The organism is Pseudomonas sp. GW821-FHT09A09, from assembly GCF_059418405.1.
This window is the reverse complement of the sequence record NZ_JBWKPU010000038.1, coordinates 30470-46968: the sequence shown is the minus strand read 5'-3', so window position 1 is coordinate 46968 and position 16499 is coordinate 30470. Positions and strand designations below refer to the sequence as shown.

Sequence of the window (16499 nt, the reverse complement as noted above, 5' to 3'; positions counted from 1 at the left end):
GAAGTTGTCGCTTGGCGACAAGGCCGCACTGAAAACTGTCCTTACAATCCCTGCATCGCCCGCCAGTTCCAGGCAGGCGTTCCTCTTCAGGAGACTCCGATGTCCGTTGAGCAAGCCCCGGTGCAACGTGCCGATTTCGACCAGGTCATGGTGCCTAACTACGCGCCTGCCGCCTTCATCCCCGTGCGTGGCGAAGGTTCTCGTGTATGGGACCAGGCGGGTCGCGAGCTGATCGACTTTGCCGGCGGCATCGCGGTCAACGTATTGGGCCACGCCCACCCGGCGCTGGTCGGTGCGCTGACCGAACAAGCCAACAAGCTGTGGCATGTCTCCAACGTCTTCACCAATGAGCCGGCCCTGCGCCTGGCCCACAAGCTGATCGACGCCACCTTTGCCGAGCGCGTGTTCTTCTGCAACTCCGGCGCCGAAGCCAACGAGGCCGCGTTCAAGCTGGCCCGTCGCGTCGCGTTCGACCGCTTCGGCACCGAGAAGTACGAGATCATCGCCGCGCTGAACAGCTTCCACGGCCGTACCCTGTTCACCGTCAACGTCGGTGGCCAGTCCAAGTACTCCGATGGTTTCGGTCCTAAAATCACCGGCATCACCCACGTCCCTTATAACGACCTGGCTGCGCTGAAAGCCGCCGTGTCGGACAAGACCTGCGCCGTGGTGCTGGAGCCGATCCAGGGTGAAGGCGGCGTGCTGCCGGCCGAGCTGGCGTACCTGCAAGGTGCCCGCGAATTGTGTGACGCCAACAACGCGCTGCTGGTGTTCGACGAAGTGCAGACCGGCATGGGCCGCAGCGGCCACCTGTTTGCCTACCAGCATTACGGCGTAGTGCCAGACATCCTCACCAGCGCCAAGAGCCTGGGCGGCGGTTTCCCGATTGCGGCGATGCTCACCCGTGAAGACCTGGCCAAGCACCTGGTGGTCGGTACCCACGGCACCACCTACGGCGGCAACCCGCTGGCGTGTGCAGTGGCAGAAGCGGTGATCGACGTGATCAACACCCCTGAGGTGTTGGCCGGCGTTAACGCCAAGCACGACCTGTTCAAGGCGCGCCTGGAGCAGATCGGCAGGCAATACGGCATCTTCACCGAAGTACGCGGCATGGGCCTGTTGCTCGGTTGCGTGCTGAGCGACGCGTTCAAAGGCAAGGCCAAGGACGTGTTCAACGCGGCCGAGAAAGAAAACCTGATGATCCTGCAAGCCGGCCCGGACGTGGTGCGTTTTGCCCCAAGCCTGGTGGTGGATGAGGCGGACATCAAGGAAGGCCTGGACCGTTTTGAGCGTGCAGTGAAAGCGTTGACGCAAGCTTGATTCACCGTTCGGCGCTCGAGCAATCGGGCGCCGAACACACATTCCAAAGGCCGGACTCTGTCCCTGTAGGAGCTGGCTTGCCGGCGATCCAGACACCTCGGTGCAACAACTACACCGCGCTGATGCGATCGCCGGCAAGCCGGCTCCTACAGGGGACCCTCCGGCATTTTTTCCTCTGTGAGTTTTCGAGTTAAGGAGTGACACCATGCTGGTGATGCGCCCCGCGCAAATGGCTGATCTGGGCGAGGTACAGCGTCTGGCTGCGGACAGCCCGATTGGTGTCACCTCCTTGCCGGACGATGTGGAACGCCTCAGCGACAAGATCGCCGCCAGCGAAGCGTCCTTCGCGGCCGAGGTGAGTTTCAACGGCGAAGAAAGCTATTTCTTCGTGCTCGAAGACACCGAGAGCGGCAAGCTCGCCGGCTGCTCGGCCATCGTCGCTTCGGCCGGTTATTCCGAGCCGTTCTACAGCTTTCGTAACGAGACCTTCGTGCACGCCTCCCGCGAGCTGAAGATCCACAACAAGATCCACGTACTTTCCCAGTGCCACGACCTTACCGGCAATAGCCTGCTCACCAGTTTCTACGTGGTGCCCGAGCTGGTCGGTTCGCCGTGGTCGGAACTCAATTCCCGTGGCCGCCTGCTGTTCGTCGCCAGCCACCCCGAGCGCTTTGCCGACTCGGTGGTGACCGAGATCGTCGGCTACAGCGACGAGAACGGTGACTCGCCGTTCTGGGACGCCATCGGCCGCAACTTCTTCGACCTCAACTACGCCGCCGCCGAGCGCCTGTGCGGGCTGAAAAGCCGTACCTTCCTCGCCGAGCTGATGCCGCATTACCCGATCTACGTGCCGCTGTTGCCGGACGAAGCCCAGGAAGCCATGGGCCAAGTGCACCCGCGTGCGCAGATCACCTTCGACATCCTGATGCGCGAAGGCTTCGAGACCGATCACTACATCGACATCTTCGACGGTGGCCCGACATTGCACGCACGGGTCTCGGGCATTCGCTCCATCGCCCAGAGCCGCGTGGTGCCGGTGAAGATCGGCGAGATGGTCAAGGGCGCCGGCCGCCAGTACCTGGTGAGCAACGGGCAGTTGCAGGATTACCGTGCGGTGATGCTGGAGCTGGACTACGCGCCCGGCAAACCGGTGACCCTGGACCTGGCCGCCGCCGAAGCCCTGGGTGTTGGCGAAGGCGCGAGTGTGCGCCTGGTCGCGGTTTAAAGAATTGAGTGTCGCGGGTGGCTGCCAGGCAGCGGCCCGTCTGAGGAGATAGCATGATCGTTCGTCCCGTACGCAGCAGCGATTTACCGGCCCTGATTGATCTGGCGCGCAGCACCGGCACCGGCCTCACCACCTTGCCGGCCAACGAAGAGCGCCTGACCCACCGGGTTGGCTGGGCGGAAAAAACCTTTCGCGGCGACGCCGGGCGTGGCGATGCCGACTACCTGTTCGTGCTGGAAAACGACGAAGGCCGTGTGGTGGGCATTTCTGCCATCGCCGGTGCCGTCGGCCTGCGTGAGCCTTGGTACAACTTCCGGGTAGGCCTGACCGTCAGCGCCTCCCAGGAGCTGAATATCTACCGCGAGATTCCGACGCTGTTTTTGGCCAACGACCTCACCGGCAATTCCGAGCTGTGTTCGTTGTTCCTGCACGCCGATTACCGCACCGGCCTCAATGGCCGCATGTTGGCCAAGGCGCGCATGCTGTTCATCGCCGAATTCCCGCAGCTGTTTGGCAACAAGATCATCGCCGAGATGCGCGGTGTGTCCAACGAAGCGGGGCGCTCGCCGTTCTGGGAAAGCCTGGGTCGTCACTTCTTCAAGATGGAATTCAGCCAGGCCGACTACCTCACCGGCGTGGGCAACAAGGCGTTTATCGCCGAGCTGATGCCGAAGTTTCCGCTGTACAGCTGCTTCCTGTCCGAAGACGCGCGCAACGTGATCGGCAAGGTTCACCCGGACACCGAGCCGGCCCTGAGCATGCTCAAGAGCGAAGGCTTCAGCTACCAGGGCTACGTCGACATCTTCGACGCGGGCCCGGCCGTGGAGTGTGAAACCACCAAGATCCGTGCGGTGCGCGACAGCCAGTCGCTGGTGTTGGCCATCGGCACCCCAGGGGACGACGCCACGCCGTTCCTCATCCACAACCGCAAGCGCGAAGAGTGCCGTATTACCGCCGCACCGGCCCGCCTGGCAGCGGGCACCTTGGTGGTCGATCCGCTGACCGCCAAGCGCCTGCAACTGGTGGTGGGTGATCAAGTGCGTGCCGTACCGTTGTCCGCTGCTCGGGAGTCCAAGTAATGAATTCGCTGTATATCGCAGGTAGCTGGCTGGCTGGCCAGGGTGAACTGTTCGAATCGCGCAACCCGGTAACCCAGCAAGTGCTGTGGGCCGGCAATGGCGCCACGGCCGAACAGGTTGAGTCCGCCGTGCAGGCCGCACGCCAGGCGTTCCCGGCCTGGGCCAAGCGCCCGTTGGAAGAACGCATCAGCGTGCTGGAAACCTTCGCCGCTACCCTGAAACAACGCGCCGATGAAATCGCCCGCTGCATCGGTGAGGAAACTGGCAAGCCGCTGTGGGAATCGGCCACTGAAGTCACCAGCATGGCCAACAAGATCGCCATCTCGGTGCAAAGCTACCGCGAGCGTACCGGCGAGAAGAGCGGCCCCCTGGGCGACGCCACTGCCGTATTGCGCCACAAGCCCCACGGCGTGGTGGCGGTGTTTGGCCCCTACAACTTCCCGGGTCACTTGCCCAACGGGCACATCGTGCCGGCATTGCTGGCGGGTAACACCGTGCTGTTCAAGCCCAGCGAGCTGACCCCCAAGGTTGCTGAACTGACCGTGCAATGCTGGATCGAAGCCGGTTTGCCGGCGGGCGTGTTGAACCTGCTGCAAGGTGCGCGGGAAACCGGGATCGCCCTGGCGGCCAACCCGGGTATCGACGGGTTGTTCTTCACCGGTTCCAGCCGTACTGGCAACCACCTGCACCAGCAGTTTTCGGGGCGCCCGGACAAGATCCTGGCCCTGGAGATGGGCGGCAACAACCCGCTGGTGGTGGATGAAGTGGCTGACGTGGATGCGGCGGTCTATACCATCATCCAGTCGGCGTTCATTTCGGCAGGCCAGCGTTGCACCTGCGCCCGTCGCCTGCTGGTGCCGGAAGGCGCATGGGGCGATGCGTTGCTGGCGCGCCTGGTGGCGGTCAGCTCGACCATTGCAGTGGGTGCGTTTGACCAGCAACCCGCGCCGTTCATGGGCTCGGTGATTTCCCTCGCGGCGGCCAAGGCACTGATGGACGCCCAGGAATTGATGCTGGCCAACGGCGCGGTCGCCTTGCTGGAAATGACCCAGCCCCAGGATCAGGCGGCGTTGCTGACCCCCGGCATCATCGACGTGACTGGCGTGACCGAGCGTGAAGACGAAGAGCTGTTTGGCCCGCTGCTGCAAGTGATTCGCTACGCGGGTTTCGAAGCCGCGATTGCCGAGGCCAACAACACCCAGTACGGCCTGGCCGCGGGTTTGCTGTCGGACTCCGAGGCGCGCTACCAGCAGTTCTGGCTGGAAAGCCGGGCGGGGATCGTCAACTGGAACAAACAGCTGACCGGCGCCGCCAGTACCGCGCCGTTTGGTGGGGTAGGGGCGTCGGGCAACCACCGCGCCAGTGCGTATTACGCGGCGGATTACTGCGCGTACCCGGTGGCGTCGTTGGAAACCCCAACCCTGGCGGTGCCAGCAACCCTGACCCCTGGCATTACGCTGCCCTGAATGTGGGGGCGGGCTTGTGTGGGAGCTGGCTTGCCTGCGAAGGCATCACCTCGGTTTTATCATAGACCGAGTCGTCCGCATCGCAGGCAAGCCAGCTCCCACAGTTGATCGGGTTAACAGTTACAGATCTGCACTAGATGCCTATAAAAACAGATGTTCGTGGAGCCTCGCCGATGAAATCCTATGAAGTCAATTTTGACGGTCTAGTGGGGCCGACCCATAACTACGGCGGTTTGTCCTTCGGCAACGTCGCGTCCCAGAGCAACAGCCAGCAGCATTCCAACCCCAAGGAAGCGGCGTTGCAGGGCCTGCAAAAAATGAAAGCCCTGATGGACATGGGCTTTGTGCAAGGCGTATTGGCGCCCCAGGAACGTCCTGATGTGGCCGCCTTGCGCAGCCTTGGCTTCAGCGGTAGCGACGCGCAGGTGATCCAGCAGGCTGCCAAGCAAGCCATGCCGCTGCTGGTGGCGAGCTGCTCGGCGTCGAGCATGTGGGTGGCCAATGCCGCCACGGTGAGCCCGAGCGCCGACACCGCGGATGGCCGCGTGCATTTCACCGCCGCCAACCTCAACTGCAAATACCACCGCAGCATCGAGCACCCGACCACCAGCCGCGTGCTGGGCGCGATGTTTGCCGATGGGAAGCACTTCGCCCACCACGCCGCCTTGCCCGCTGTGGCGCAGTTTGGTGACGAAGGCGCCGCCAACCACACGCGTTTCTGCCGTGAGTACGGCGAGGCGGGCGTGGAGTTTTTTGTGTTCGGCCGCAGTGCGTTCGACCCGCGCTACCCGGCGCCGCAGAAGTACCCGGCGCGCCAGACCCTTGAAGCGTCCCAGGCCGTTGCGCGCCTGCACGGGCTGAAGGATGACGGTGTGGTCTACGCCCAGCAGAACCCGGCGGTGATCGATGCCGGCGTGTTCCACAACGACGTGATCGCCGTGGGCAACGGCGAAGTGCTGTTCTATCACGAGGACGCGTTCCTCAATACCGAACAGATGCTGGGTGAACTGCACGCCAAATTGGGCAAGCTGGGCGGCAACTTCCAGTCCGTTTGCGTGCCCCGCGCCCAAGTCAGCGTCGAGGACGCCGTGCGTTCTTACCTGTTCAACAGCCAGTTGCTCAGCCATGCCGACGGTTCGATGCTGCTGATCGTGCCGGAAGAATGCCGCGCCAACGAGCGCGTCTGGCAATACCTGCAGGGCCTGACCGCTTCCGGTGGGCTGATCCGCGAAGTGAAGGTGTTCGACCTCAAGCAAAGCATGCAGAACGGCGGTGGTCCGGCGTGCCTGCGCTTGCGCGTGGCGTTGAATGAAACGGAACTGGCGGCGGTGAATCCAGGCGTTATCATGACCGCGCCGTTGTACGAAACACTGACCCAGTGGGTAGGCAAGCATTACCGCGACAGCCTGCGCGAAAGCGACCTGGCTGACCCGCAGTTACTGCTTGAGTGCCGGACGGCACTGGATGAACTGACGCAAATCCTTAAACTGGGCTCGGTTTATCCTTTCCAGATCAATTAACGCCATACGGCTGAGAACATAGTTATGACCACCGACACCCTGAAGCTGATCCTTGAAGACACCGACGGCACCCAGCTGGAAACCTCTTGCACCCGCGTCGCCGTGGTGTGGCAGGGCAAGGAGATCTGGATCCAGCACGACGGCCGTGGCCAACTGCTGATCGGCGTGGACGTGGAAGAAGGCGACGCCGAGTACGCCAACCTGCTGATGCGCCCACTGGCGACCAACCTGATGAGCCTGCAACTGGAAATGGAACCAGCCGACGTTGAAGGTGACGACGACGATCACGTCCACGGCCCAGGCTGCAACCACTAAGGAAGCTGCTTATGCTCGCCCTCGGCAAACTGCTTGAACTGACCCTCGCCGGTCGTGAACCGGCGCAAAAAATTCAACTGACTGTCGACGGCGTGCAGATGCGCTGGCTCAGCGAGGGCGCGCTTGAAGTGCGCCCGCCGCAGGGCCGAGACAACGGCAGCGACTTGCTGCTGTCGTCTGGCATCCATGGCAACGAAACCGCGCCGATCGAACTGCTCGACCGCCTGTTGCATGGCATTGCCCGTGGGGAGATCAAACCCCGCAACCGCATCCTGTTCCTGTTCGGCAACCCCGAGGCCATGCGCCGCGGCGAGCGTTACCTGGAACTGGACGTCAACCGGCTGTTCAACGGCCGTCACGAACAAAACATCGGCCCGGAGGCCATGCGCGCCGCCGAGCTGGAGCAACTGGCCCGCACCTTCTTCAGCCTGCCTGACCGCTCGCGTCTGCATTACGACCTGCACACGGCGATCCGTGGTTCGAAGATCGAGCAGTTCGCGCTGTACCCGTGGAAGGACGGGCGCCAGCATTCACGCCGCGAACTGGAACGCCTGCGTGCCGCCGGCATGGAAGCGGTGTTGTTGCAGAACAAGACCTCGATCACCTTTACCGCATTCACCTACGAGCAACTGGAGGCTGAAGCCTTCACCCTGGAATTGGGCAAGGCGCGGCCGTTCGGGCAGAACCAGGGCGTGGACGTGTCCCGCCTGGAAACCCGCTTGAAGCAGATCATCGAAGGCACCGAACCTGAGGTGTCCAGCCTGGATGGCCTGCAACTGTTTGCCGTGTCCCGTGAAGTCATCAAGCACAGCGATGCTTTCCTGATGCACTTGCCGGCGGATGTTGAAAACTTCTCTCCGCTGGCCAAGGGGTATCTGCTGGCGGAGGACGTGGCCAAGACCCGCTGGGTGATCGAAGAAGATGGGGCGCGCATCATCTTTCCTAACCCGAAGGTGAAAAATGGCTTGCGTGCGGGAATTTTGATTGTGCCTACCACCGAGAACGGTCTGGTTTAATTATTCAGGTACTGTTTGCGCGGCGGTAGCCCGAGCTCCTTGCGTAGCCCGTTTTCGCTGAATTCCGGCGGGTTGGTGTTGCCAGGTGGGGTGCTCGGGTCGCGGTCAAAGTCGAACGGTGGCGCCGTCGTTGGCAGGCCCACGGCTTGCAGTTCGTGGTTGTTCACCGGGTAGCGCGGTTTGTTGCCGTCAATGCCGTCGGGGCTCTCACCGCGCAACACCGTGCCACTGATGTGGTTCCAGGCGTGGCACAGCTCGTGGAACAGGTTAATGATGCTGGGCGTTCCGGGGACGATGTCCGTGGTGTTGTACCAAATCTTCCCGCCGAACGAGGGGCGGCCAGGTTGGTCATTGTCGATAAACGGCCAGTCGCGGGTGCCGGACGCCGGGACGAATTGCCCGTTGAGCTTGGGGTAGAACTCATGAATGGTGATGGGGTGTCCGCTGTCGCGCGCGGCACGCTCCAGTTGCGCGAGCAAGCGTTGCCCGGTCGGTGAGCCGAGCAGCAGACGTAAATCGTCATTGACTCGCTGGACGAATTGCGCACTGCCTTGTACAACGAGTCCGCTCTGGTCCAAGGGTTTGGGCTCCAAATGAACCGCGTGGGAAGCCACTTGGCCGGGAGGAAAGTCATCCAGCACGTCCGGGTGCATTATCAAGGCGCAATCAACGGTCAGGCTGCTCTTGAAGTTGTAATACGTGACGTCGTCTGCCTTGAGGCGTGTGACGTCGTTGAACCCATCGCCCGTGTAGATGACGTTGCTGGCAGGGCCGGCCTTGATCCGGTCATTACCGGGGCCGCCACTGAGGATATTCGGTCCACGCCCTCCGATAAGATGATCATCGCCTTGGCCGCCATCGATAAAGCATGAGCCGCTGCCACCACTGATTTCATCGGCACCGGGGCCGCCATACACGGTCATATGGGTGTCTTGAAAACCATGCACCTCGTCGTTTCCTTCGCCGGCTTCGACATGGCAGGCGCCGTTGACGACCGCGATGAAGTCATCGCCGGGGCCGGTGTGCAGGCTTGCCGCTTGAGCTGCGCTGACCACTCGATCGTCGCCCTCACCGCTGTAGACAAAGACTGGCACGATGACGTTGTCTTCGATATGAATGCGGTCATTGCCGCCGCGGGTGGTCAGCACCAGCGTTTGTGCGCGCCAGTCAAGGGTGATTTCGTAGCGGGACTGGTTGATCTGCACGGTCAGCGTCAACTGGCTGTCGATGTGGGGGGCGGCGAATATATTGATGATGTCGGATGTATCGAAGGTGCTGAGGCACAGTTGATCAACGTCCTCATCCCTGAACAGCCTGCGTTCAATGCGCACATTTTCGTTTTCAAGAATGTCGTGGATTTCGATAAAGCCCGGGCCGCCGGGACGTTCGTTGGTGGGTTCGCGCCTCGGGGTGGGGGTGAGTATGCGTGCATCGAGGACGTAGACGCCTTCGGCGTTTTGATGGGGGAGCATGTTGCAGGTCCTTGCGTATGGGGTAAGGGGTCAGGCCTTACTAAACCGCAGGGGCAGGATCTCGAAGCGGTAGATATGCAGGCGTCAAAAAAAATGCCCCGGCAAAGGCTTGCCGGGGCATTTTTGATCACGGGCTGAGGAGGTGTCAGACCGCCAGCTTCTGCTCGCTGCGGCGGATTGCACGTACCTTGTGCAGGGTATCGGCGCAGGTGCGGGCGGCTTCCTGGCCCTTGTGCACGAAGTGATCGAAGAAGAAGGTGTGGTGCTCGCTGCCCGCGTGGAAGTGATGCGGGGTCAGGGACACCGAGAACACCGGTACTTCCGTTTCCAGCTGCACTTGCATCAGGCCGCTGACCACCGATTGGGCGACGAATTCGTGGCGGTAGATGCCGCCGTCCACCACCAGCGCGGCGGCGACGATACCGGCGTAACGACCGGTCTTGGCCAGCAGCTTGGCGTGCAGGGGCATTTCAAAGGCGCCGCCGACTTCGAAGAAATCGATGTCCGATTCCTGGTAGCCCTGGGCGATCATTTCGGCGAGGAAGCCTTTGCGCGATTGGTCGACAATATCCTTGTGCCAGCAGGCCTGGATAAACGCGACGCGCTCGCCGTGGTGGTGCTTGATTTTGCTGTCGATTGCGGTGGGTTGCATGTTCTGACTCCTGTTTAAGAAAAAAACAGGGCGTTATGAATCGAATGGGATTTAAGGGTACGGACAGCTTCGTCATGCAAGCATGAGGTCGGCGCGCGGCCCTTAGGTGCCAATCCCGTTCTCTCTTCATCCGGACTATGACCGTCGGCCCCGGGATCACACCGGGTCTGCTGACCTTGTCGCCGTCCTGCGTGAGCAGTTCGAGGCGCCAAGCGCTCGCGGGCTATGCACATTGCGTGCAATTACCGCCGGTGGGGAATTGCACCCCGCCCTGAGAACGTTGCCGCCAGAACCCTGGCGGCGGAGAGTTTTTAACACGGTTTTTCAAAAACTGCACCACCGCTGTATCGATAAGCTATATCGGTTTGTTTGGTTGGTATTCGATTGAAGGGGTTTGGGGCTTGATATTCCGTGGCTTTGCCCGCAGTAATCTGTTTCAAAAGGAACTTACTCATCCCTCAGAGGCTTGTTTCATGTCTGTGATCGACCTGCGCAGCGACACCGTGACCCAACCCACCCCCGGCATGCGGGACGCCATGGCCAATGCCGCCAGCGGCGATGATGTGTACGGCGAAGACCCCAGCGTCAACCATCTGGAAGCCGAACTGGCCAAACGCCTGGGGTTTGCTGCCGCGTTGTTCGTGCCCACCGGCACCATGAGCAACCTGTTGGCGTTGATGGCCCACTGTGAGCGTGGCGAGGAATACATCGTCGGCCAGCAGGCCCACACCTACAAGTACGAAGGTGGCGGCGCGGCGGTGCTCGGTTCGATCCAGCCCCAGCCACTGGAAGTGCAGGCGGACGGCTCGCTGGACCTGGACCAGGTGCTGGCGGCGATCAAGCCTGATGACTTCCACTTTGCCCGCACGCGTCTGCTGGCGCTGGAAAACACCATGCAAGGCAAGGTGTTGCCGCTGGAGTACCTGGCGAAGGCGCGGGCGTTTACCCGTGAACACGGCCTGGCCCTGCATTTGGATGGCGCGCGGCTCTACAACGCGGCGGTCAAGCTGGGCGTGGATGCGCGGGAAATTGCCCGGCATTTCGATTCGGTGTCGGTGTGCCTGTCCAAGGGCCTCGGCGCGCCGATTGGCTCAGTGCTGTGCGGCTCCACGGCGTTGATCGCCAAGGCGCGCCGCCTGCGCAAGATGGTCGGCGGTGGCATGCGTCAGGCCGGCTCGCTGGCGGCAGCGGGGCTGTATGCCCTGGATTATCAGGTGCAGCGTCTGGCCGATGACCACGCCAACGCCCAATGGCTGGGGGATGAACTGCGCAAGGCTGGTTTTGAGGTCGAGCCGGTGCAGACCAACATGGTCTACGTGCAGATCGGCGACCAGGCGCAGGCCTTGAAGGCGTTTGCCGCCGAGCGCGGCATCACGTTGAGCGCCGCACCGCGCCTGCGCATGGTCACGCATCTGGACGTGAGCCGGGCGCAGATGGAGCAGGTGCTGCAGACATTTGTCGAGTTTTCCCGAAAATGACAGTGCAGACCGTCTAATTGACTGTTTCTATCTCATAAACACGCTGTACCACCGGCAAAGGGCCGATATAATGCGGCCCTTTGCCGTCGCTCCGTCTGATGATGTTGCGCACTGGCCTTTGGCCGCAGCCTCCGTGGAAGAACCTAATGAAAAGCGCAGAAATCCGTGAAGCCTTCCTTCGCTTCTTCGAAGAGCAAGGTCACACCCGTGTAGCCTCCAGCTCCTTGATCCCAGGCAATGACCCCACCCTGCTGTTCACCAACGCGGGGATGAACCAGTTCAAGGACTGCTTCCTGGGCCAGGAAAAACGTGCCTACACCCGTGCAGTCAGCAGCCAGAAGTGCGTGCGCGCCGGTGGTAAGCACAACGACCTGGAAAACGTCGGCTACACCGCCCGTCACCACACCTTTTTCGAAATGCTCGGCAACTTCAGCTTTGGCGATTATTTCAAGCAGGACGCGATCAACTTCGCCTGGACCTTCCTCACCGGCGTGCTGAAGCTGCCGAAGGAAAAACTCTGGGTGACCGTCTACGCCAGCGATGACGAAGCCTACGACATCTGGACGAAGCAGGTTGGCGTACCGGCCGAGCGCATGGTGCGCATTGGCGATAATAAAGGCGCGCCGTACGCGTCCGACAACTTCTGGACCATGGGCGACACCGGCCCGTGCGGCCCTTGCACCGAGATCTTCTACGACCACGGCGCCGACATCTGGGGCGGCCCTCCGGGCTCGCCGGAAGAAGACGGCGACCGTTACATCGAGATCTGGAACAACGTGTTCATGCAGTTCAATCGCACCGCCGATGGCGTGCTGCATCCATTGCCAGCGCCGTCGGTGGACACCGGCATGGGCCTGGAGCGGATCAGTGCGGTGATGCAGCACGTGCATTCCAACTACGAAATCGACCTGTTCCAGAGCCTGCTGGCCGCGGCTGCCAAGGCCATCGGTTGCGCCAACGAAGAACAGGCTTCGCTCAAGGTGGTGGCTGACCACATCCGTTCCTGCGGTTTCCTGATTGCCGACGGCGTGCTGCCGTCCAACGAAGGTCGTGGTTATGTGCTGCGCCGCATCATCCGTCGCGCCTGCCGCCACGGTAACAAGCTGGGTGCCAATGGCAGCTTCTTCTACCAGATCGTCGCGGCTCTGGTGGCCGAGATGGGCGATGCGTTCCCGGAACTGACCCAGAACCAGGCGCACATCGAGCGCGTGTTGAAGGCCGAGGAAGAGCAGTTCGCCAAGACCCTGGAGCAGGGCCTGAAAATCCTCGAGCAGGACCTTGCCGGCCTGCAGGGCACCGTGGTGCCGGGCGACGTGGTGTTCAAGCTCTACGACACCTACGGCTTCCCGATGGACCTGACCGGCGACATCGCCCGTGAGCGCAACCTGACCCTCGACGAGGAAGGTTTCGAGCGCGAGATGGAAGCCCAGCGCGTGCGCGCACGTTCGGCCAGCTCGTTCGGCCTGGACTACAACAGCCTGGTCAAGGTTGACGTGGCCACCGAGTTTACCGGCTACACCGCCACCCAAGCCTCGGCCAAAGTGGTTGCCCTCTATAAAGAAGGCCAGTCGGTTGACGTCTTGAATGAAGGTGACGACGGTGTTGTGGTGCTGGACCAGACCCCGTTCTACGCCGAATCCGGTGGCCAGATCGGCGACTGCGGCTTCCTCAAGGCAGCCGCTGGCCGGTTTGATGTGCGCGACACCACCAAGACCGGTGGCGCATTCCTGCACCACGGCGTGCTGGCTTCGGGCAGCCTGACCGTGGGTTCGCCGGTAGACGCTCAAGTGGACGCAGACGTGCGTCATGCAACGTCGCTGAACCACTCGGCCACTCACTTGCTGCACGCTGCACTGCGCCAGGTACTGGGCGAGCACGTTCAGCAGAAGGGTTCGTTGGTGGACAGCCAGCGCTTGCGTTTCGACTTCAGCCACTTTGAAGCGATCAAGCCTGAGCAGATCAAGGCACTGGAAGACATCGTCAACGCCGAGATCCGCAAGAACACCGCAGTGGAAACCGAAGAGACCGATATCGAGACCGCCAAGGCCAAGGGCGCCATGGCGCTGTTCGGCGAGAAGTACGGCGACAGCGTGCGCGTGCTGAGCATGGGCGGCGATTTCTCGGTGGAACTGTGTGGCGGTATCCACGCCAACCGTACCGGCGATATCGCCTTGCTCAAGATCATCAGCGAAGGCGGCGTGGCCTCTGGTGTACGTCGTATTGAAGCAGTGACCGGCGCTGCGGCCCTGGCCTACCTCAATGCGGCCGAAGAACAACTCAAGGAAGCGGCCAGCCTGGTCAAGGGCAGCCGCGACAACCTGATCGACAAGCTGTCCGCTGTGCTGGAGCGCAACCGTGCGCTGGAGAAACAGCTGGAACAGTTGCAAGCCAAGGCAGCCAGTGCGGCGGGTGACGATCTGTCTGCTACCGCGCTGGACGTCAAGGGTGTGAAAGTCCTGGCTGCGCGCCTGGATGGCCAGGACGGCAAGGCGTTGTTGGCCTTGGTCGATCAGTTGAAGAACAAGCTCGGCCGCGCAGTGATCCTGCTCGGCGGTGTCCATGAGGATAAGGTCGTTCTGGTTGCCGGTGTAACCAAGGACCTGACTGGCCAACTCAAGGCCGGTGATTTGATGAAGCAAGCCGCTGCGGCAGTGGGCGGGAAGGGCGGTGGTCGTCCGGACATGGCGCAAGGCGGTGGTGTAGACGCAGGCTCCCTGGACGCGGCCCTGGCCCTGACCGTGCCGTTTGTCGAGGCAGGCATTTAAGGCACCGTTAATGAGCCCATGGTCTAGTCATGGGCTCGCTGCGGTGCTGCAAGATTTGTTTATTGGGCGCCCCTTTACGGGCTGAGGCGGCTTAGAAATGGCTTTGATCGTACAGAAATTTGGAGGCACCTCGGTCGGCTCTGTCGAAAGAATCGAGCAGGTCGCCGACAAGGTTAAGAAATTCCGCGATGCCGGCGACGACCTGGTGGTGGTGCTGTCGGCCATGAGCGGTGAGACCAATCGCCTGATCGACCTGGCCAAGGCAATCAGCGGTGATCAACAGCCGCTGCCGCGTGAGCTGGATGTGATCGTGTCGACGGGTGAGCAGGTGACCATTGCCCTGTTGGCCATGGCGCTGAACAAGCGTGGCGTGCCAGCGGTGTCCTACACTGGCAGCCAGGTGCGCATCCTCACCGACAGTGCGCACACCAAGGCGCGCATCCTGCAGATCGACGATCAGAAGATTCGTGCGGACCTGAAGGAAGGGCGAGTGGTGGTTGTCGCCGGTTTCCAGGGTGTCGACGAGCAGGGCAACATCACTACCCTTGGGCGTGGCGGTTCGGACACCACTGGCGTAGCGCTGGCAGCAGCCTTGAAGGCTGATGAATGCCAGATCTACACCGATGTCGATGGCGTCTATACCACTGATCCTCGCGTAGTGTCCGTGGCCCAGCGCCTGGACAAGATCACCTTCGAAGAGATGCTGGAAATGGCCAGCCTCGGTTCCAAGGTGCTGCAGATTCGCGCGGTAGAATTCGCCGGCAAGTACAACGTTCCGCTGCGCGTATTGCACAGCTTCAAAGAGGGTCCGGGCACCCTCATTACTATTGATGAAGAGGAATCCATGGAACAGCCGATCATTTCCGGCATCGCTTTCAACCGCGATGAAGCCAAGCTGACGATCCGTGGCGTGCCAGACACCCCGGGCGTGGCCTTCAAGATCCTGGGCCCTATCAGTGGCGCGAACATTGAAGTCGACATGATCGTGCAGAACGTTTCGCACGATAACACCACCGATTTCACCTTCACCGTGCACCGCAACGAGTACGATGCGGCGGAGCGGATCCTGCAGAACACCGCGAGCGAGATTGGCGCCCGTGAAGTGGTCGGCGATACCAAGATTGCCAAGGTGTCGATCGTGGGTGTGGGCATGCGTTCCCATGCCGGCGTTGCCAGCCGCATGTTCGAGGCGCTGGCCAAGGAAAGCATCAACATCCAGATGATCTCCACCTCGGAGATCAAGGTCTCGGTGGTGATCGAAGAGAAGTACCTGGAGTTGGCTGTACGCGCTCTGCATACCGCGTTTGAGCTCGACGCTCCGGCCCGACAGGGCGAGTGATGCAGTGCCAGGAAGGCGCGGTTTACCGCGCCTTTCCTTTTTTTGTGGGGCGCATGTTCTTTTACGTGGGCTCGACAATACTTAGGCGGGTAGGGCTATGGCCTTTTTGGTTGTAGGTCGAAGGCCTTTTTTTTGCAGACTGTTGTTCCTGAACTGAAATGCGTGAGGAGAAAGGTATGCTGATTCTGACTCGTCGGTGCGCAGAAAGCCTGATTATCGGTGATGGCGAAATCACCGTGACCGTGCTCGGCGTCAAAGGCAATCAAGTACGTATCGGGGTTAATGCTCCGAAAGAGGTAGCGGTCCACCGCGAGGAAATCTACCTGCGGATCAAGAAAGAGAAGGACGAAGAACCAAGCCTTTAATTTTTATCGTTTTTTATGTTTGCAAACGGGGATGAACGTGGTTAATATACGCCCCGTGTTGCGGAGAGCTGGCCGAGTGGCCGAAGGCGCTCCCCTGCTAAGGGAGTACACCTCAAAAGGGTGTCGGGGGTTCGAATCCCCCGTTCTCCGCCATTATTTGCTTAGTACGTTGCAATCTGGTTTTTTCGCTAAGTTGTTGAAATTAAACGAAAAAATAGCTTTACATAGAGATTGAACGGCCTATAATGCGCGGCAACAAATGCACTCGTAGCTCAGCTGGATAGAGTACTCGGCTACGAACCGAGCGGTCACAGGTTCGAATCCTGTCGAGTGCACCATTTAAGAGTTAGTTGCAGTAATGCAGGTAACTCGGCTTCAACCAGTTGTGATCTGGTCTAAAAACACAATTTGCACTCGTAGCTCAGCTGGATAGAGTACTCGGCTACGAACCGAGCGGTCACAGGTTCGAATCCTGTCGAGTGCACCA

At 61.1% G+C, this 16499-nt stretch carries 13 protein-coding genes, 3 tRNA genes and 1 riboswitch; of the genes, 14 read left to right on the top strand and 2 right to left on the bottom strand.

The genetic code is table 11. The features are described from left to right. Positions 1 to 99: 99 nt before the first annotated feature. The 7 genes from AC07OV_RS25730 (at position 100) to astE (ending at position 7941) form a co-directional block, all read left to right on the top strand. Positions 100 to 1320, top strand: coding sequence for an aspartate aminotransferase family protein (locus AC07OV_RS25730; protein ID WP_494998276.1), 1221 nt, complete (start codon positions 100 to 102; stop codon positions 1318 to 1320). A 205-nt stretch (positions 1321 to 1525) separates the two neighbouring features. Then, positions 1526 to 2545 carry an arginine/ornithine succinyltransferase subunit alpha gene (aruF, locus tag AC07OV_RS25725; RefSeq protein ID WP_176997960.1) on the top strand — a complete coding sequence of 340 codons (1020 nt, stop codon included), beginning with the start codon at positions 1526 to 1528 and terminating at the stop codon, positions 2543 to 2545. Positions 2546 to 2598: 53 nt separating this feature from the next. Then, entirely contained in the window at positions 2599 to 3624 is a 1026-nt protein-coding gene (astA, locus tag AC07OV_RS25720) for an arginine N-succinyltransferase (protein ID WP_176997959.1), read from the top strand. Continuing rightward, complete coding sequence (astD, locus tag AC07OV_RS25715) at positions 3624 to 5090, top strand: succinylglutamate-semialdehyde dehydrogenase (RefSeq protein ID WP_495093231.1); 1467 nt, start codon at positions 3624 to 3626, stop codon at positions 5088 to 5090. The genes astA and astD overlap by 1 nt, the downstream gene beginning before the upstream one ends. Before the next feature lie 173 nt (positions 5091 to 5263). After that, the gene (astB, locus tag AC07OV_RS25710; protein WP_494998274.1) at positions 5264 to 6610 is read left to right on the top strand and encodes an N-succinylarginine dihydrolase; all 1347 of its coding nucleotides are present in this window, start codon (positions 5264 to 5266) and stop codon (positions 6608 to 6610) included. Positions 6611 to 6634: 24 nt separating this feature from the next. Continuing rightward, positions 6635 to 6925: a hypothetical protein gene (locus AC07OV_RS25705; protein ID WP_003214319.1), complete on the top strand. Its 291-nt coding sequence runs from the start codon at positions 6635 to 6637 to the stop codon at positions 6923 to 6925. Between the two features lie 11 nt (positions 6926 to 6936). Further along, complete coding sequence (gene astE, locus AC07OV_RS25700) at positions 6937 to 7941, top strand: succinylglutamate desuccinylase (protein ID WP_494998273.1); 1005 nt, start codon at positions 6937 to 6939, stop codon at positions 7939 to 7941. Here the strand turns inward: astE and AC07OV_RS25695 are convergent. Both AC07OV_RS25695 and AC07OV_RS25690 read right to left on the bottom strand, forming a co-directional pair. Further along, the gene (locus AC07OV_RS25695) at positions 7938 to 9413 is read right to left on the bottom strand and encodes a M91 family zinc metallopeptidase (protein ID WP_494998272.1); all 1476 of its coding nucleotides are present in this window, start codon (positions 9411 to 9413) and stop codon (positions 7938 to 7940) included. The two genes, astE and AC07OV_RS25695, sit on opposite strands and share 4 nt — an antisense overlap. 145 nt (positions 9414 to 9558) lie before the next feature. Further along, positions 9559 to 10065 carry a 6,7-dimethyl-8-ribityllumazine synthase gene (locus AC07OV_RS25690; RefSeq protein WP_178925486.1) on the bottom strand — a complete coding sequence of 169 codons (507 nt, stop codon included), beginning with the start codon at positions 10063 to 10065 and terminating at the stop codon, positions 9559 to 9561. Between the two features lie 113 nt (positions 10066 to 10178). Next, a riboswitch (FMN riboswitch) is annotated at positions 10179 to 10348 on the bottom strand. A gap of 190 nt (positions 10349 to 10538) precedes the next feature. Between AC07OV_RS25690 and ltaE the strand changes: the two genes are divergently transcribed. The 7 genes from ltaE to AC07OV_RS25655 all read left to right on the top strand — a co-directional run bounded on the left by ltaE (position 10539) and on the right by AC07OV_RS25655 (position 16499). Further along, on the top strand, positions 10539 to 11543 hold the full coding sequence (ltaE, locus tag AC07OV_RS25685) for a low-specificity L-threonine aldolase (RefSeq protein WP_495093230.1): 1005 nt from the start codon (positions 10539 to 10541) through the stop codon (positions 11541 to 11543). A 146-nt stretch (positions 11544 to 11689) separates the two neighbouring features. Next, positions 11690 to 14308 (top strand): alanine--tRNA ligase, encoded by a 2619-nt coding sequence (gene alaS / locus AC07OV_RS25680; RefSeq protein WP_495093229.1) that lies wholly within the window; start codon positions 11690 to 11692, stop codon positions 14306 to 14308. Between the two features lie 97 nt (positions 14309 to 14405). Then, positions 14406 to 15647: an aspartate kinase gene (locus AC07OV_RS25675; RefSeq protein WP_024076998.1), complete on the top strand. Its 1242-nt coding sequence runs from the start codon at positions 14406 to 14408 to the stop codon at positions 15645 to 15647. Positions 15648 to 15823: 176 nt separating this feature from the next. After that, on the top strand, positions 15824 to 16012 hold the full coding sequence (csrA, locus tag AC07OV_RS25670; protein ID WP_003175645.1) for a carbon storage regulator CsrA: 189 nt from the start codon (positions 15824 to 15826) through the stop codon (positions 16010 to 16012). A gap of 62 nt (positions 16013 to 16074) precedes the next feature. Next, a tRNA-Ser gene (locus AC07OV_RS25665) sits at positions 16075 to 16165 on the top strand. 108 nt (positions 16166 to 16273) lie between these two features. Then, positions 16274 to 16350: transfer RNA gene (locus tag AC07OV_RS25660), tRNA-Arg, on the top strand. A gap of 72 nt (positions 16351 to 16422) precedes the next feature. After that, a tRNA-Arg gene (locus tag AC07OV_RS25655) sits at positions 16423 to 16499 on the top strand.